Annotated in this window: 16 protein-coding genes and 1 tRNA gene; 5 read left to right on the forward strand and 12 right to left on the reverse strand. The window is 68.1% G+C overall.

The features are described from left to right. Window positions 1-298 precede the first annotated feature (298 nt). Complete coding sequence (locus ACFQ4H_RS07940) at window positions 299-1,048, reverse strand: LamG domain-containing protein (protein WP_377568689.1); 750 nt, start codon at window positions 1,046-1,048, stop codon at window positions 299-301. Next, complete coding sequence (locus ACFQ4H_RS07945; RefSeq protein ID WP_377568692.1) at window positions 1,045-1,491, reverse strand: fibronectin type III domain-containing protein; 447 nt, start codon at window positions 1,489-1,491, stop codon at window positions 1,045-1,047. The genes ACFQ4H_RS07940 and ACFQ4H_RS07945 overlap by 4 nt, the downstream gene beginning before the upstream one ends. A gap of 446 nt (window positions 1,492-1,937) precedes the next feature. On the opposite strand from ACFQ4H_RS07945, the gene ACFQ4H_RS07950 reads away from it, so the two are divergent. After that, the gene (locus ACFQ4H_RS07950; protein ID WP_377568695.1) at window positions 1,938-2,843 is read left to right on the forward strand and encodes a hypothetical protein; all 906 of its coding nucleotides are present in this window, start codon (window positions 1,938-1,940) and stop codon (window positions 2,841-2,843) included. Window positions 2,844-3,038: 195 nt separating this feature from the next. Here the strand turns inward: ACFQ4H_RS07950 and ACFQ4H_RS07955 are convergent, their stop codons facing one another. The 8 genes from ACFQ4H_RS07955 to ACFQ4H_RS07990 form a co-directional block, all read right to left on the reverse strand. After that, window positions 3,039-3,569 carry a hypothetical protein gene (locus ACFQ4H_RS07955; RefSeq protein WP_377568698.1) on the reverse strand — a complete coding sequence of 177 codons (531 nt, stop codon included), beginning with the start codon at window positions 3,567-3,569 and terminating at the stop codon, window positions 3,039-3,041. A gap of 29 nt (window positions 3,570-3,598) precedes the next feature. Beyond that, a complete protein-coding gene (locus tag ACFQ4H_RS07960) occupies window positions 3,599-4,441 on the reverse strand; it encodes a class I SAM-dependent methyltransferase (RefSeq protein ID WP_377568701.1) in 843 nt (280 codons plus the stop codon). Between the two features lie 28 nt (window positions 4,442-4,469). Continuing rightward, entirely contained in the window at window positions 4,470-5,696 is a 1,227-nt protein-coding gene (locus tag ACFQ4H_RS07965) for a helix-turn-helix domain-containing protein (protein ID WP_377568704.1), read from the reverse strand. Continuing rightward, the gene (locus tag ACFQ4H_RS07970; protein WP_377568707.1) at window positions 5,689-5,883 is read right to left on the reverse strand and encodes a hypothetical protein; all 195 of its coding nucleotides are present in this window, start codon (window positions 5,881-5,883) and stop codon (window positions 5,689-5,691) included. The genes ACFQ4H_RS07965 and ACFQ4H_RS07970 overlap by 8 nt, the downstream gene beginning before the upstream one ends. 415 nt (window positions 5,884-6,298) lie before the next feature. After that, the gene (locus tag ACFQ4H_RS07975; RefSeq protein ID WP_377568709.1) at window positions 6,299-7,513 is read right to left on the reverse strand and encodes a helix-turn-helix domain-containing protein; all 1,215 of its coding nucleotides are present in this window, start codon (window positions 7,511-7,513) and stop codon (window positions 6,299-6,301) included. A gap of 517 nt (window positions 7,514-8,030) precedes the next feature. Beyond that, complete coding sequence (locus tag ACFQ4H_RS07980; RefSeq protein WP_377568711.1) at window positions 8,031-8,255, reverse strand: hypothetical protein; 225 nt, start codon at window positions 8,253-8,255, stop codon at window positions 8,031-8,033. Window positions 8,256-8,633: 378 nt separating this feature from the next. Beyond that, window positions 8,634-8,705 (reverse strand) — tRNA-Val (locus ACFQ4H_RS07985). Between the two features lie 50 nt (window positions 8,706-8,755). After that, complete coding sequence (locus ACFQ4H_RS07990) at window positions 8,756-9,328, reverse strand: TIGR02611 family protein (RefSeq protein ID WP_377568714.1); 573 nt, start codon at window positions 9,326-9,328, stop codon at window positions 8,756-8,758. A gap of 296 nt (window positions 9,329-9,624) precedes the next feature. Here ACFQ4H_RS07990 and ACFQ4H_RS07995 point away from each other — a divergent pair, with 296 nt between their 5' ends. Continuing rightward, the gene (locus tag ACFQ4H_RS07995) at window positions 9,625-10,056 is read left to right on the forward strand and encodes an SsgA family sporulation/cell division regulator (RefSeq protein ID WP_007457244.1); all 432 of its coding nucleotides are present in this window, start codon (window positions 9,625-9,627) and stop codon (window positions 10,054-10,056) included. 141 nt (window positions 10,057-10,197) lie between these two features. Next, window positions 10,198-10,653 (forward strand): RrF2 family transcriptional regulator, encoded by a 456-nt coding sequence (locus tag ACFQ4H_RS08000; RefSeq protein WP_377568717.1) that lies wholly within the window; start codon window positions 10,198-10,200, stop codon window positions 10,651-10,653. A 22-nt stretch (window positions 10,654-10,675) separates the two neighbouring features. On the opposite strand, the gene ACFQ4H_RS08005 is transcribed toward ACFQ4H_RS08000, so the two are convergent. Then, a complete protein-coding gene (locus ACFQ4H_RS08005; protein ID WP_377568720.1) occupies window positions 10,676-11,620 on the reverse strand; it encodes a hypothetical protein in 945 nt (314 codons plus the stop codon). 43 nt (window positions 11,621-11,663) lie between these two features. Continuing rightward, on the reverse strand, window positions 11,664-12,245 hold the full coding sequence (locus tag ACFQ4H_RS08010) for a VOC family protein (protein ID WP_377568723.1): 582 nt from the start codon (window positions 12,243-12,245) through the stop codon (window positions 11,664-11,666). On the opposite strand from ACFQ4H_RS08010, the gene ACFQ4H_RS08015 reads away from it, so the two are divergent. Continuing rightward, a complete protein-coding gene (locus tag ACFQ4H_RS08015; RefSeq protein WP_377568726.1) occupies window positions 12,232-12,708 on the forward strand; it encodes a MarR family winged helix-turn-helix transcriptional regulator in 477 nt (158 codons plus the stop codon). The genes ACFQ4H_RS08010 and ACFQ4H_RS08015 overlap by 14 nt on opposite strands. A gap of 57 nt (window positions 12,709-12,765) precedes the next feature. Beyond that, window positions 12,766-14,337 carry a tetratricopeptide repeat protein gene (locus ACFQ4H_RS08020; RefSeq protein ID WP_377568728.1) on the forward strand — a complete coding sequence of 524 codons (1,572 nt, stop codon included), beginning with the start codon at window positions 12,766-12,768 and terminating at the stop codon, window positions 14,335-14,337. Window positions 14,338-14,386 lie beyond the last annotated feature (49 nt).

Raw genomic sequence — 14,386 nt, forward strand, 5'->3', positions numbered from 1 at the left:
CGGGGGGTCCGGCTGCCTGTCCGGAGCTTCTGCTGCCGGCGGGGCGGGCGTCCGAGCGGGGGTCGACCGGGAGGTCGTGGGCCGGGAGGTGGTCACCGGTAGCAGCTGCCCACAACTCGGGTTCATGCAGTATGAGCTGTCGCCGTGATCGCTATGCCCACATTCAACGCAGCTCACCTTCTGCATGCCGATGATTGTGGCATGGCCGGCGGCCCGGCAACATCATGCAGAATTCGTCCCGGCGAGTGCCAGCGACACGCGGCCGTCTACTTAGGACGGCGGTTCCCGGTGGCGAACCTCACGAGTTGGGCCCGGTGCCCAACAGCTCCTTCACCTCGGCAGGCCGCAGCGCCCGGGTCCACAGCCGGACACCCCCGACGTGGCCACGTAGGTAGTTGCTCGGCTCCCCGTTCCATTTGGCCCGACCGATGGTGAGCGGACCGGACGCCCGCCATGGCGTGCCGATGGTCCGCGCGGTGCCCGCCACGCCGTTGACGTACACCTGGATCCGCTTCGTCTTCGCGTCGTAGGTCCCGACCAGGTGGGTCCACTCGGTCGTCACCGGCTCATCCGAGGTCGCCGTGAGATTGTCGACCGGGTCGATGACGTCGGCCTCCATCCAGTTGAACGCCCATTTGGCGTGGTACCAGCTGTACTGGAGGTAGAAGCCGCTGGCGTTGACACCGTCCTGACCGACCGCCGCCATGGCCAGTTTTCCGGGATGTTCGGCGAGCTTCACCCAGGCGGATACGGAGAAACTGGCTGTCGTATCCACGATCGCGCCGGTCGTGGCGCAGTACTCGTTGCGACCGTTGAGGGTGATCACCGCTCCGCGCGCCTCGTCGGAGTGCCAGTCCATACCGTTGGGGCACTCTGCGGTGGCGACTCCCCGCTCGTCCACGGCGAACTTCACCATGTCGGGAAGCTCGGGCAGGGTTGCCGCGGCCGGCTTCCGCTCGGGTGCCGGCCACAACACCGCCACCGCCGCGACGAGCACGGCCGCCGACGCGGTCAGCCCTGCAATGATCTTTACCGTACGTGGCTTCACGACTCCCCCATCACGATGGTGGCACCCCGGACACAGCGGGAGTCCGACCAGGCAACCACCGCCGGGCTGTCCCAGAAGATCACAGCGCCGATCCGGAAGCAGTAGCCGATGTTCGGGTCGAGCCCTTCGACGCGTACCTCGTCCCGCTGACCAGCCACCGGTTCGGTCCGGGGCTGCATTCCGGCGTCGACGGCAAGGACCTGGACGAGATGCTGGTCGTTGCTCCTGCTCGACCTGCTCCAGCGCACCGTAACCGCAGTCTGCTCGTCCCGGACCTCCACCCCGGTGGGCCGGGCCTGATCCAGCACCTGCGTCATCAGCTCGGGACTCAACGATGCGCTGGTCGGGCGTGGGGCTTCCCGGGGGGCACCGCCATCGTCGCGCAGGATCGCGATGGCGGTGACCGCCAGCGCCGCGACGGTCACCAGTGCAGCGGCGACCACGAACTGTCCCGGCCTGGAGCGCTTCCCTACCGGCTGTGTGGTTGCGTCAGCCGGTTCGACACCGGGAACCGACTGTTCGGCACCGCCCACGGGATCGCCCAAAGCATCGAGAGGCACACCGTGTTCGACCGGCCTGGTCGCAGGCGGTCGTGGCGTCGTGGGAAGTAACGCACCACACGTGGGATTCATGCAGTACGAGCTGTCCCCGTGTTCGGTGTGTCCGCATTGGACACAGGCGGCGTTGGCCATGGCGACGATTCTGGCATGGCAGCCGGTTTCGGTGGTCCCCCACCGAGCGAGGGTTTGGTCATCGGTAGTGATCATGTGGTTCGGGTGTGCTCGAAGTGCGGCAGGGCGAGCGCCGCTGCCACGGTCCTGCCGATCCCGCCAGCTGGTGCTCGGCGGCCGGTCCGTCTCCGTCCCGGTCCGCGTGGTAGAACCGCCGGATGGATCAACTGACCGATCCGTTGGCCGGGCTCGACGCGGTCCCGTGGGGGTCACTGCACCACGCGTACGGTCCGGCCGTTGACGTACCGGACCAGTTGCGGGCGTTGCGCTCGACGGCGGCGCCGGTCCGGCGCCGTGCGATGTCCGAGCTGTTCGGCAACGTCTACCACCAGGGCACGCGGTGGGGGGCCAGCTGCCATGTGGTGCCTTTCCTGGTAGCGCTCGCCGACGACGCGGACAACCCGGACCGGGCAGCGGTGGCCGGCCTGCTCCGTTCGATGGTGCTCGGCGACCGGCGCGACGATGCGTTGCCGTTCGATCCGCAGCGGGCCTTCGCCTCCGCTGCGGGGGTCACCGACGAGCAGGCGGCGCTGGTAGAGCGGCATCTGGAGGCCGAAGACCTGTTTGAGCACGAGGAGGTCGCAAAACTGGCCGACGGCGTGGCGGTCCGCTGGGAGGCCGACGCCTTCCATGCCGGAGCCCGGCACACCGAACGGTACGTCCGCTGGCTCACCGATCCGGACCCACGGTTGGCCGGGTACGCCGCCGAACTACTCGCCTGGTTCGCACCCGACGAGACCGTGTTGGCCGGGCTCATAGCGGTCTCGGACGATGAGGCCCGCGCCGCCGTCCGGGCCAGCGCCAACCTGACCCTCGGCCACTGTCCGGGTGGCTCCGAGCGGATCAACGTTCGCCTCCAAGAGCTGCTGTCCGCGAACGCCATGGTCGTCCGGGTCACGGCGGCGGTGGGGCTGGCGTACCGACTCGGTGACCAGTTACCCGACCTGGCCCTCGACGTCCTCACCGATGCCCGCAGCTTGGACTTCGATGCCGAAGTACCTGGCTGGGACCGGTCGGTGCGCGGGTTCGTGGCGCTCGCGTTACACCGAGTCGGCCTCGGCTGACCTGACGACACACGGTTCAGGAGGGCGCATTCCGGGGCGACTCAACTCCTGGCAGAACTCGTTGGTTCGTCGCGCAACTGCCGTACATCGAGGGCATCCGCACTCCTTCTACAACCACCAGCTGAGCAGTGACGGTCGATAGCCCGGCACTACTGGGGTGCGGTACGCCGCGTAAGGCCGCGCAACCCGGGCCTGCTACCAGCCGCCGGACGCGGGACCCGGAAATCCGGGCCCCGCCGTTGGCCTGTGGAACACCGACTGCCTGCGGATAGCGGCCTGATCAAGGGGCTGGCGGGGTAGGGACCGGGTGCCGGTGGCGGTCAACCCCAGCCTGTCGAAGACGTTGTCCGCCGCTCCGTATGGACGCCAGCGTGCCTGTTGTGGCGGCACCACCCAGCCGACCGACATCCCGTCTGGTGTCCGGCTGGGTGGTGCCGGCACCCACACGTCCGGGCCGGAGTACAGCAGCCCACCAGCAGCTTCGACCCGACCGGCGTCGCAGACTCCACCCTCGACGACGAAGAGCCAGCGCAGCCGATTGTGGTCCAGCCACCGCCACCACTGCGCCGGACGCATGGTCGCGGTGGCGATCCGGGTGAGTAGTGCGTGGTGGATCATCGCCCCCGCAGGCGAGGGCAGCTCCAACAGGTCGAACCAGGATGCTTGCAGCGCGATCCCCGACGGGCGCAGCGCAACCGGCCAGCCGTGGGCGGCGTAGGTAGCCACGGCCTCCCGCGCCTTGCGACCCAGCCGGGTCAACGCTGGCCCCCCACCCGACCGACCGCCAGCAGGCCGGCGCTGGTGTGGACCAGCTCGGGATAGTGGTCACTCATCCGGGCGGCTAACAGTGCGGTGCGAAGCATGTGCCCCTCCTCGTCGTCCAGGCCGTACCGATCTGTAACGACGGCGAGCCATCCGCCGATACCGGCGACCCCGTGTATGTCAGCCACCTGGATTCCTGCCTCGGTCAGCTCATCGTGCAGCTCGCCCACGGTGTGGTAGTAGGTCTGCGCGGACCACCTGTCATTGGCCGTGCTCCACCCCGCTTGTTCAATGTCGTGCACGATCCGTTGGCGCTGCATGAGCTGTCCGGCGAGGGCGGCACCGATGAGGTTGGCATGCCGATTGAGCCCCACCGCCACCACCACCCCGCCGGGGCGGGTTACCCGCGCCGCCTCCCTCAGAGCCATGTGCCGGTTGTGCGGGTCGATCAGGTGGTACAGGGGCCCGGCCAGCAACGCGGCGTCGAAGGTGCCGGTTTTCCATGGCAGGTCACGAGCATCCCCGACCACGGCTGGCACTCCCGCCCTTCGAGCCTGCTCGACGTGGTGCGCCATTGGGTCAATCAGGTCGACGGTGTGTCCCAATCCCTGCATCCACACCGCGTGAGCTCCGGCTGCGCCGCCGATGTCGGCGATCGCGCACGGCGTAGGCGGCAGGTAGCGGCTTATCAGTTCGCGGACCCGTGTCGCCTCCAGCCGGCCACGGATGGTCGCCTCCAGCCGGCCCGCCTCGTCGTAGCTGACGTAGTGAGCGATTAGGTTCTGTGCCAGGCCATCTGCCGAGCAGGGCAGAGGGGCACTGTGCGTGTTGACCATGTTGCGATCCCTTCAGGAGAAGAACGGTTCAGCTGCCAACGCCCATCTGTTCGGCCAGCGTGGCGACAGGTGGGGGCGGTGTGCCCCGCGTTGCACGTAGCACGTCGGTCATCACGGTGTGGGCGATCGGCCGGCACCGGATCTCCGCCTGAGCGAGTTGGTCGCCCAGAAGCAGTGCGTCACCGGCCTGCCCTGCGTCGCCAGCCTGGGCGTAGGCGCGGGCGAGGGTGAGCTGGTGGTTGGCCCGCCGTTCCGCCGGCAGCGTGGCCAGTAGGTCAGGGTCGACGTCACGCTGGTGGATGCGGATGGCCTGGTCGCCGTCACCGAGCTGCACGGCGGCGGCTGCCCGGTGGAGGGCGAGATTGGTGGGACCGAATGCGGTCCAGTAGTGGTTGTGGTCGTCGACCAGGTCCTGGGCGGCCTCGCCAGCGGCTCCGAGTAGGTCGCGCACCGTCGTGCTGTCCCCGATCGTTGCTGCTGCTATCGCTGCTTGGAGCAGCAGGTGCCCGTACACCGAGAGGTGCTCGGGATACGCCGCGCCGCCGGGGGCGAGCGCGGTCGCGGCCAGGGTGGCAAGCTCCACCGCGGACCGGGCCCGGCCGACGCCGATCAGGGCCTGCCCGGCGTACCCGGCAACGAGCCCGGTCAGCAGGATGTCCCCGGCCCGTTCGGCGATGGTCATGGCCCGGTCGGCGGCAATCCAGGCCAATCGATGCTGTCCGAGTTTCCGCACCAGGGCTGAGGCGACAAGGTACGCCTGCCCGTGCAGGTGGGCGGTCTCCGCAACCCGCTCGGCCGGCACCCGGTACGCCACCTCTGCGGCCTGCACGTCCCGCAACAGCTTCGGCACCGCTCGGACCACCACCGGATAGCGACCGTGCTGGAATGCCGCCCAGGCATGCCGCACCGACTTCCGTACGACGTCTAACGGCGGCGGATCCGGGGCCGGGCAGAGTCCGTGCAGCTCGTACCGCTCCAGCGCCAGCTGCACGGCTTCCACCTCGGCGGGCATGACGAGGGACGTCGGCCCTACCGGCTGCGGCTGCTGCCCCTCAGGCAACAACAGTTGGACGTCGATGCGCAGGACACCAGCAATCTCGTGGAGTACGGAGAACCTGTCCAACCGGCGCACTCCTCGCTCAACCTTGTCGACCCAGCTCTTCGACTTGCCGAGGCGGTCGGCGAAGAGCTGCTGTGACAGGTTGCGGCGGCCTCGCCAGTAGGCGACTCTGCGGCCGACAGGTACCTCAGCCATGGGCGTCGGGGAGGCGCAGCCGCTGTGCGTGGGTGAGCACCGGGCCGTGGAGGATGGTGGTCGGCTGGTCCCACGCTGGCCGGACCAGCAGGCCGATCGGCCGCAACTCGGCACGGTGGCGGGTATCAGCAGGGCGGACGGTCTCTGGCCGGTGCCGCCCCTGGTAGCCGTTGTTGCGCCGGCTCACCGCATGTCTCCGCAGAGCCGGGTCGGGCCGGGTGGCTCGGGCGCGTCCTGTCCCTCGTCGGCGGACGGATTGGCCGGCAGTGGCCTCGGGACCGGCGGGGTTGGTGCCGGTTCGGGTGGCGGGTCCGTTGGTCCGCCGCTGCCCCACCTGCTGAGCCATCTACCCATCGCGCACCTCCGGTTGGGGGTGCGGCGGCCAGGCCCTTCCCGTGACCGCCGCACCCGGTGGGGCGCGGCGGTTTCGGGGGAAGGTCGCCGCGCCTGGCCAGGGGGCGCGACGCTGCTGGTGTCGTGGTCGAGAGGGGCAGCGTCGCGCCCTACGGCACACCATCGCCCGATTGGTGATCAAGCGGTGACGTGGCGTCACCGGGGACCGTAGGTGCGCAGTGCGGCAGAGATGGGTAGCTTTCGTACCCCTACACCAGCAGGCCCACGCGAGCGGCAAGGTCGGACACTCGCCGCCGCTGTGCGGCGGTTCCGTCCAGCATGTCCGACACGATCGCCCTGGCATGGACGTTGTAGCGGATCGTCTCGGGTGCTGTCTCGTATGCCTGCGTGAGGGTGCCCACTACGGACTGTTCGTCACGTCGCAGATGGTGGCTACGAGCCACTTCAATTAGATGCCGGGCTCTACGCGGCCGACTGGGAATAGCATCCGGGTTGACCTTTTCCGCTGCCCGCAAAGCGTGGCCGCCCTTGCGTAGCTCAACTTCGACAGTGACGGCATGAGGGTCCATGATCACGCGACTGAAGGAAGTCCACTTCTGGTAGAAATCAGCCGGCAGTTTGCGTGCGACCCCGCTCGCGATATCGAGGTAGTGCCACGCTCGCCCAGCCTCACCTGCTCGGGCTGCGGTCAGCCCAACTTCCGCGTGCAGGGCTCCCCACATGGCCAGCAGCTCATCTGAGGCATCGGGCACCTGCGGGCGTAGAATGTGAAGGGCATCCAGGGTTATCGCCGTTGCAGTGTCCCAGTCCCCGGCATCCCGATGTGCCTGGCCCGCAAACCATATCGCCCCTGCCAGTGCGATTGGGTTTTCCGATTCCTGCGCCGCGAGTATCGCCCTATCAACGACGCGCCACACCAGGTCACCGGCTGGCTGATGTGCCACGAACATCTGACTCAGGCCCATTACGTCGGCAAGGATCGCGTGGGCCTCACGCTGCTCTCGGCCGGCGTACGCCTTAATCGCGGTCTGCGCGTCGCGGATGAGCGCCGGCAACAGGTTCCCGATCACGGTCCGGTGGTCCGGTGCGGCATGTCTGGCGCGCCACGCAGTTGCGAGCCGCGCTCGCATGTGTTCGAGCGGCTCGGGCTGGCCAGCTGACGCGATGGGCCACCGGTTCAGGGCCTCCCGTACGGCCGGCAGGTACGCGTGTCCCGGGCCGAGCGCTTGGGTGGTGGGCTGCTCGGTATCGATGATAGTCCACACCTCTACCTTCAGCGCTTTCGCGAGCTGGTTCAGCATGGTCAGCCGGGGCGGTAGGAGACGGCCGGTCTCAACAGCCTTCACCCACTCCGCGCTGCGCCCAACGAGTCCGCCAAGAACCGCCCGTGTCTTTCCGGCCCTCTCGCGATGCAGCTTGATGCGCTGCCCGACAGTCAGACCAACTTGATCAGAGTTGTGCATGGTTGCCCTCCCGCACGAGGGTCTGGCCGTCCTCTCCGCACTGAGGACGGTCTGTAGATCGCACGGTACGGCCTGGAGGGATCTACTGCTACTGTGTCGGGTATTGAAAACGGGGTCGGCCCGCACGCCGGCCCCGTTTCGCGTTCCGGAAATGTTGTGAATGTTGCAACTCGCATCCGTCCCGACAAGGTCGGTTCGATACGTGGGAAATTCGGCAACTTGCGCACTTTGGCGTTTGTCGCACTATTCACAGGTCACAGTGGTTAGACGTGCGCTTTTCGCACTAATAGCGCATAGACACCTATCACGCTCTGTTGATCGTGGGCGCAACGATTGGCCACAACGATCATGCGCAGTGATCACCCGTTGCCGCCATAGCACTGCGACGTAGCCAACGCCCACTAGACCGACAGTGCGCGATCAAGATGCGCCCACCTACCCTCAGATCACCCTTGTCCCGGCCGTCGTACAGGTGTTTGGTAGCTGCTCCTGACATGCAGCTATCAGGTGGGGGTCGTCATGCGGCGGCTGATGTGGGCGGTGCGGCTGGCGCACCCACTGCCCGTACCAGCGCCGGTGCCCCTGCGCACGGTGGCGTGGAGCTGCCGCCGACGAGCACGCCGTCCGCCGGTGTGATGCCGTCGACCTGGCCAGGGTGGGCGCACCGGACCAATGTGGACATGCTGCCGGTGGGGCGGATCCCCGCCCGTGGGCCGCCGCCACCCTGCCGGCCTCCCGGCATCAGAGCGTCCTGTCCATTTCTCGCACTGCGACAGCAACAGAGTGAGTGACGAGCCGCAGATAGCCCCCGAGGCAACTGACCACGATCTGCACTGCTGCCGGTGCCGGTGCCGGTGCCGGTGCGGTCATGGGATATACCGCCGGTCGTCGTGGACGGCAGCGAATTGCCGTGTGGTCGTTCGCCGATGGTCGAGCAGTCGGCCAGGAGATTGGTGCGGTTGAGGGGTTCACCGTTGGCTATCAGGCGCGAGACGCTGAGGTCGCATCAGCGCAGCGCCACCGGTCGCGACTCATAGGCGACTCATGATCTAGCAACGGGGTAAGCTAAAGGCCAGGTCCGGGTTTCCGGATCTGGCCTTTAAACTGCAAATATTCAGCGTGGGCGATACTGGGATCGAACCAGTGACCTCTTCGGTGTGAACGAAGCGCTCTCCCGCTGAGCTAATCGCCCTCAGCGCGGATGACTCTACCTGATCGAGTTGGCACCGCGCATCTTCGGGGTCAGTGCGTCGCCAGGTAGGCCAGAACGCGGGCAACCACATCGATACCCAGGCTGTACTTCAGCGACAGCCAGACCACCACGCCGACGAAGATCAGGCCGACCGTGCCGATCAGCAGCCTCACCGGCCACGACTGACGGGTCACCCATCGGGTCCAGGCCCGGACGTTCCGACGGGTGAAGTTGAGCAGCCGTTTGGCCCAATGGAACTCCACCGCCCAGATACCAAGACCACCGATCACGATCAGCCAGCCCGGTCCAGGTAGTGGAATGAGGGCAAGCCCGAGTGCGACCACCAGCGCCCCGGCCAGCGCCACAAAGCCCTTGAGGGCGATCCGCCCAGTGGGGTTGGCACGGATGAGGTCAAGTGTGGTTCGTAGCCGCCGCCGTAGGCTCGGCCGTTCCACGTCGACCGCCGTATCGCTGGTCGCTGCCTCCGCCAGGGGCGTACGCCGCCTGTCGCGCGCCGCGTACTCGTCCTCCGGCACGTCGTTCCCCCGCTCCAAGTTCCCGATTCCCACCCCGGCAACCGCACGGCCACTCTCGTCGCCAGTTGTCGGGGCGTCTTGTTCCATTGAGGATGGTTTCGGAACCATTTCACCCCTCAGTGTTACCCCGGCCCGTCACTCGATGGGACGACTGGACGTTACCGGAGTGAGCCGACGTCTGAATCACCCGAGGCCAGACGGGATCAAGTACTGGGGCAGAACCGGATACTCTACATGAATTTTCCCATTCAAGCGGCGTTTCCGAATCACCTTCCCACCACTGGGTGAAGTCAGCGCATGGCGGAGCGTAGCCAGGAGTAGCACCTGAGTATGGGAAAAGCGGGACACGCGCGTTCCGCAGCGGTGCCGGGGGGAGAACGTCCATGAGTGTCATCCGACCGACGACTGTCGAGGTTGAGACGTCGTTAAGGCTTGTCGCACCTGATGCCACCGCACTGCCGGTGCGCGCCAGTTTGCGCTATGACCCTGCTGACCCGTATGCGGTCCATGTACTATTTCATGCCGAATCAGCCGGTGGCGAGGCGGTGAGCTGGTCATTCGCCCGCGAACTGCTCGTCACCGGGCTTGACGAACCCGCCGGGATCGGCGACGTGCGGGTATGGCCGTGGGCCACCCCACGGGGCGACTTCGTGGCACTGGCCCTGTCGTCGCCAGACGGCAACGCACTCTTCGAAGTGCCACGCAGTGTCCTGGTCCGCTTCCTGCGGCGGACCTACGTAGTGGTGCCCCGCGGCCGGGAAGCGGAGCATCTCGACGTCGACACTGCGGTCAACCGCCTGCTAGCCGGGCGCTGACCAGCAGAACCGGAGTACCGGCGCCGCACGGACCTGCCGAGTCCGCGCGGCGCCGCCCTGTCCAGCCTCCGGTACGCCCCGTCGACGGGATGGCCCTAGCGGACGCGGATAGACTCCCGCCGCCCAAATATGCTTCTGCTCGTGCAAATCTCCGCGCGCGGCGACTACGCGGTACGGGCGGCTCTGAGCCTCGCCTCGGCGTACCCGTCGCTGATGTCTGCCCAGACGGTCTCGCAGGACCAGGACATGCCCCGCAAGTTCCTCGAAGCGGTCCTGGCTGATCTTCGCCGAGCCGGCATCGTCCGGGCGCAACGCGGTGCGGAAGGTGGCTACACCCTGGCCCAGCCACCTTCGGCGATCACTATCGGGATGATCCTGCGGGCCGTCGACGGTCCGCTGGCCGGAGTTCGGGGGCTACGCCCGGAGGAGACCCACTACGAAGGCGTCGCCGAGAACCTGCCCCGGCTGTGGGTCGCGGTGCGGGCGGCGGTACGCAACGTCGTGGACGAGGTGAGCCTCGACGAACTGATCAACGGCCAGCTGCCCAGCCACGTACGGGATCTGGTGACCCTGCCCGACGCGTGGCAGCCCAGGTAGGCGGCAGCCGGACCGGGCCGGCTCACCCGGCCGTGGTCGGCTCGATAATCACGTCACCGGCCAGCCGGCCCGATTCCGGAGTGCGGGTGACCCGGCCGGCGGCCAACATCGCGGTGATCGCCCGGAGGGTGTCCGAGGCCCGGTAGATAGTGTTCGCGACGGTGAACTGGCGCAGTTCGGTCACCGAGCACGGTCCCAACCGCACCAGCTCGGACAGCAGTTCCCGGCACAGCGGGTCGGTTTGCGGACTGGGCGAGATGTCCACGGACTGCGCCTCGGGATCCTGCGGATCGCGGTAACGTGCCCCGGTCCCCTCGCCCACCGCCCACAGGTCGTTCTTGAACGCGTCGAGGCTGCGGCCCAGCGTGGTGGCGAAGACGACCAGTTGGGGCAGGCCTCCTCCGTCGACCGGTCGGGTCGCGGCCACCCCGTCGACCAGTTCGACATCGGCCACCAGTGGGAACCCGGCCTCGGCCAGCACCCGACGGTGATCCAGTTCGGCCCGGGCCTGTGAGCCCAGCACCAGCAGCACCTCGCCTGGACGGCCACCGGCCACGGCGGCCAACGCGCCGAGGCTCGGCGCCGGTCCGGTCGCGGCGTCCAGGTAGCCCAGGATGGGGGCTCCGCTGGCGCTGGCCGCCCGCAGCGCCACCGGTAGCCGCTCCGCATCGCCGGTCACCAGGTGCACGCTCACCTCGGGCGGGAGGGTGGCCTGGTCCGCACCGAGTCGTACCGCCAGGTCGTCGGCGGGCGCGGCCAACGCCAACACGGTCAGCCGGCGTCCCCGCAACAGTTCGGTGTGCCGGGCGAAGACCCGGATGGCCGCTTCCGCCGTACCGTCGTCGGGACCGCCTCGGACCTGCGCGAACGTCGCCCGGCGGGAACGGCGTAGCGCCGCGGGGGCCCAGCCGTCGAGCTGTCGGGCAAGCAGTTCGTGCTTCACGGTGGTGATCGGGTCAGCAGCCACTGTGTGGTTCTACCCTGCCTGGCCGCAGTGAGTCGGAACGGGGTCAGACGGCCCGGGAGATGCCGACTCCGCCGCGCGTCTGTCCGCCGTACCGCTGCTTCTCCTTGGCCAGGTCGAGCCGGCCGATCCGCTTGCGGGCAGCGAGTGCGGTGTCGTCGAGCTGGTCGGCCGGGATCAGCCAGACGACCTCGAACTCCAGCCCGTCCGGGTCGTGCGCGTAGAGGCTCTTGGTGGTCCCGTGGTCGGAACTGCCGCTCAACGCCCCGGCCTCGGCCAGGCGTTGCGCGGTGGCTTCCAACTCGTCGAGGGTGTCGACTTCCCAGGCCAGGTGGTACAGCCCGACCGTGGTCCGTCCGGCACCGGAGGGGCCGGCCGCCGCGCCCAGCTCGAACAGGCCGAGGTCGTGGTCGTTGGTGGAACCGGGTGCCTGAAGGAAGGCCGCACCGCGGAAATTGTCCGGTGTCATCGGAATCAGCCGGAAACCAAGCACATCACGATAGAAAGCGATACTTCGCTCGAGATTACGGACAAAGAGTACGGCGTGGTTGAGACGGTGAATGCCCATGCCGTCAACGCTAGCGCAAATAATTGAACATTCAACTAGGCGGGCTATGATCGTGGCCATGACCCGCTGGCTCACCCCTGAGGAACAACGAACCTGGCGGGCATTCCTGGCCGCGTCCCGAGCCCTGATGGACACCCTCGACCGTGAACTGCAACGCGACGCGGGAATGCCCCACGCCTACTACGAGATCCTGGTCCGACTCTCCGAGGCCGACGAGCATCGACTACGGATGAGCGACCTCGCCGACCTCACCGGCTCCTCGCGTAGTCGGCTCTCCCACGCTGTCGCCCGCCTGGAGGAGGCCGGCTGGGTACGGCGCGAGAACTGTCCCAGCGACCGCCGGGGTCAGTTCGCCGTACTCACCAGAAAGGGCTTCGAGACGCTGGCCGGCGCCGCACCGGGACATGTCGAGGGTGTACGCCAACACCTTTTCGATCCATTGAGCCCCGCCCAGATCGACCAGTTATGCCGGATCAGCGAAGTACTACTTGACCACCTCGTGCCCGAACGGCCAACTTCATGACTAAACTGAGCCCCAACGCCTCTTGTACTGAAACTCATCGGCCACGCACGATGAGACGTGTCTTCCGGTGTCACGAATTTTGCCCTAATCACCGCCCAGGCCAACGATCTCGTGGCATCCGGCGACCTGGCCGGTGCCCAGGAATTGCTCAGTGACGCTCTCAGCTCCGCCGATCCCAGGCCGAGCAACGCCTCGGCTGAGCTGACCGAGGCCGCGATCCTCCAGGCCAGGGTCCTCGTGACACTCGGCGAGCCACACTCCGCCCGAGGCTGGGCGGCGTTCGCCTACGCGGCTACCACCCGGCTGTACGGGCCCACCGACCAGCGGACGATCGCCACCGCAGCCACGCTGGCCGCCGTCCTGCACCGGATCGGCAGCCACGAACGTGCGGCCCGCCTGTACCAGGACGTGGTCATCGAGCTGACCGCGACCGACGGCCCGGAATCGCTACGGGTACTGGCCGCCCACGCCGACCTGGCCACAGTGGAGTACGCCCAGGGCGAGTGCAACGTGGCCCGTGAGCGGCTGGCGGACGCCTGGGAGCTGCACCGCGAGGTCTACGGCGACGGGCATCTCGGCGGTATCAAGATGCTGGCCCGGCTCGGTGCCATGCAACGCGACTGTGGGCACTTCACCGAGGCACACGAGCATCTCGCGCTGGCCCGGGAGCTGTGCCGCACCCACCTGCCGCCCGATCATCCCCTGGCCATCCAGGTCGCGGCACTGGCCCGGGCAGCCGCCAACCCCGACCACGTCTGCGCCGGGACTCCGCCGTCCTCCCCCGGGCCCGCACCGGGGGCCTCCGCCGCCGGGAACCCGCATCCGACCGGCCGGGCAGGCAACGATCCGGCTGGCCCGGGCGTCCCGTTCGACCCGAACCGCCTCGACGGGGCCGGCCAGTGGTGGCCCTCCGGGGACACGCAACCCCCCACGCACGGCGCGCCCCAGCACCCTGGGCCACAACATCAGCCGGACCACTGGACACAGAGCATGTCCACCGTTCCCGCACCGCACTCCGGGCCGGCGATGCCACCAGCCGTACCGTCGTTGGTCTCGGGCGGTGCCGGCGGTGCGTCATCCCCGCTGGCGATCGGCGGCGGCGACGCTGACGGGACACACCACGCCCGCAACCTGCCGGAACGCTGGCGACCTCCGCTACCGGCGACGATCCAACCGCCACCGCAGAAGGCGGTCCGGCGGTTGCTACCGATCATCCTCGGCGGCGCACTGGTCGTGGTGCTCGGTGCGGCAGCCGTCATCGCGGGTTTCGCACTGGTCGACAAGACTCCGGCCAAACCGTCGGGCGTGACCCGGACCGGGCCGGACGGTGCGCCTCTTCCCGCCGCGCCACCCAGCAACGTGACGTTGCGCGACAACCAGAGCAGCATCCTGCTGACCTGGGCCTACCCGCCGGGTGCCCAGGGTTCGGTGGTCGTCTCCGGCGGACGGGTCGGCCAGGAGATCACCGCCTTCGACGAACTGGCCGCCGGCACCACCAGCTACATCGTTTCCAACCTCACCCCGGACCACAACTACTGCTTCACCATCGCCGTCTTCTACTCCACGGACCTGGTGGCCCGTTCCGAACCGGTCTGCACCAAACGGGCGGGGGTCGCGTCCGGCAACTGACCTGGCCCTGTTCGGTCGACCCACCGACGCCTCGGTCGAGCATCGAGCC

This window comes from Micromonospora sonneratiae (assembly GCF_042679305.1).
GTDB lineage: Bacteria > Actinomycetota > Actinomycetes > Mycobacteriales > Micromonosporaceae > Micromonospora_H > Micromonospora_H sonneratiae.

Coding starts and splice junctions, on each gene's coding strand:
- ACFQ4H_RS07950 (WP_377568695.1), top strand. CDS start 1,938: ATGGATCAACTGACCGATCCGTTGGCCGGGCTCGACGCGGTCCCGTGG.
- ACFQ4H_RS07960 (WP_377568701.1), bottom strand. CDS start 4,441: ATGGTCAACACGCACAGTGCCCCTCTGCCCTGCTCGGCAGATGGCCTG.
- ACFQ4H_RS07965 (WP_377568704.1), bottom strand. CDS start 5,696: ATGGCTGAGGTACCTGTCGGCCGCAGAGTCGCCTACTGGCGAGGCCGC.
- ACFQ4H_RS07975 (WP_377568709.1), bottom strand. CDS start 7,513: ATGCACAACTCTGATCAAGTTGGTCTGACTGTCGGGCAGCGCATCAAG.
- ACFQ4H_RS07980 (WP_377568711.1), bottom strand. CDS start 8,255: ATGCCGGGAGGCCGGCAGGGTGGCGGCGGCCCACGGGCGGGGATCCGC.
- ACFQ4H_RS07990 (WP_377568714.1), bottom strand. CDS start 9,328: ATGGAACAAGACGCCCCGACAACTGGCGACGAGAGTGGCCGTGCGGTT.
- ACFQ4H_RS07995 (WP_007457244.1), top strand. CDS start 9,625: ATGAGTGTCATCCGACCGACGACTGTCGAGGTTGAGACGTCGTTAAGG.
- ACFQ4H_RS08015 (WP_377568726.1), top strand. CDS start 12,232: ATGATCGTGGCCATGACCCGCTGGCTCACCCCTGAGGAACAACGAACC.
- ACFQ4H_RS08010 (WP_377568723.1), bottom strand. CDS start 12,245: ATGGCCACGATCATAGCCCGCCTAGTTGAATGTTCAATTATTTGCGCT.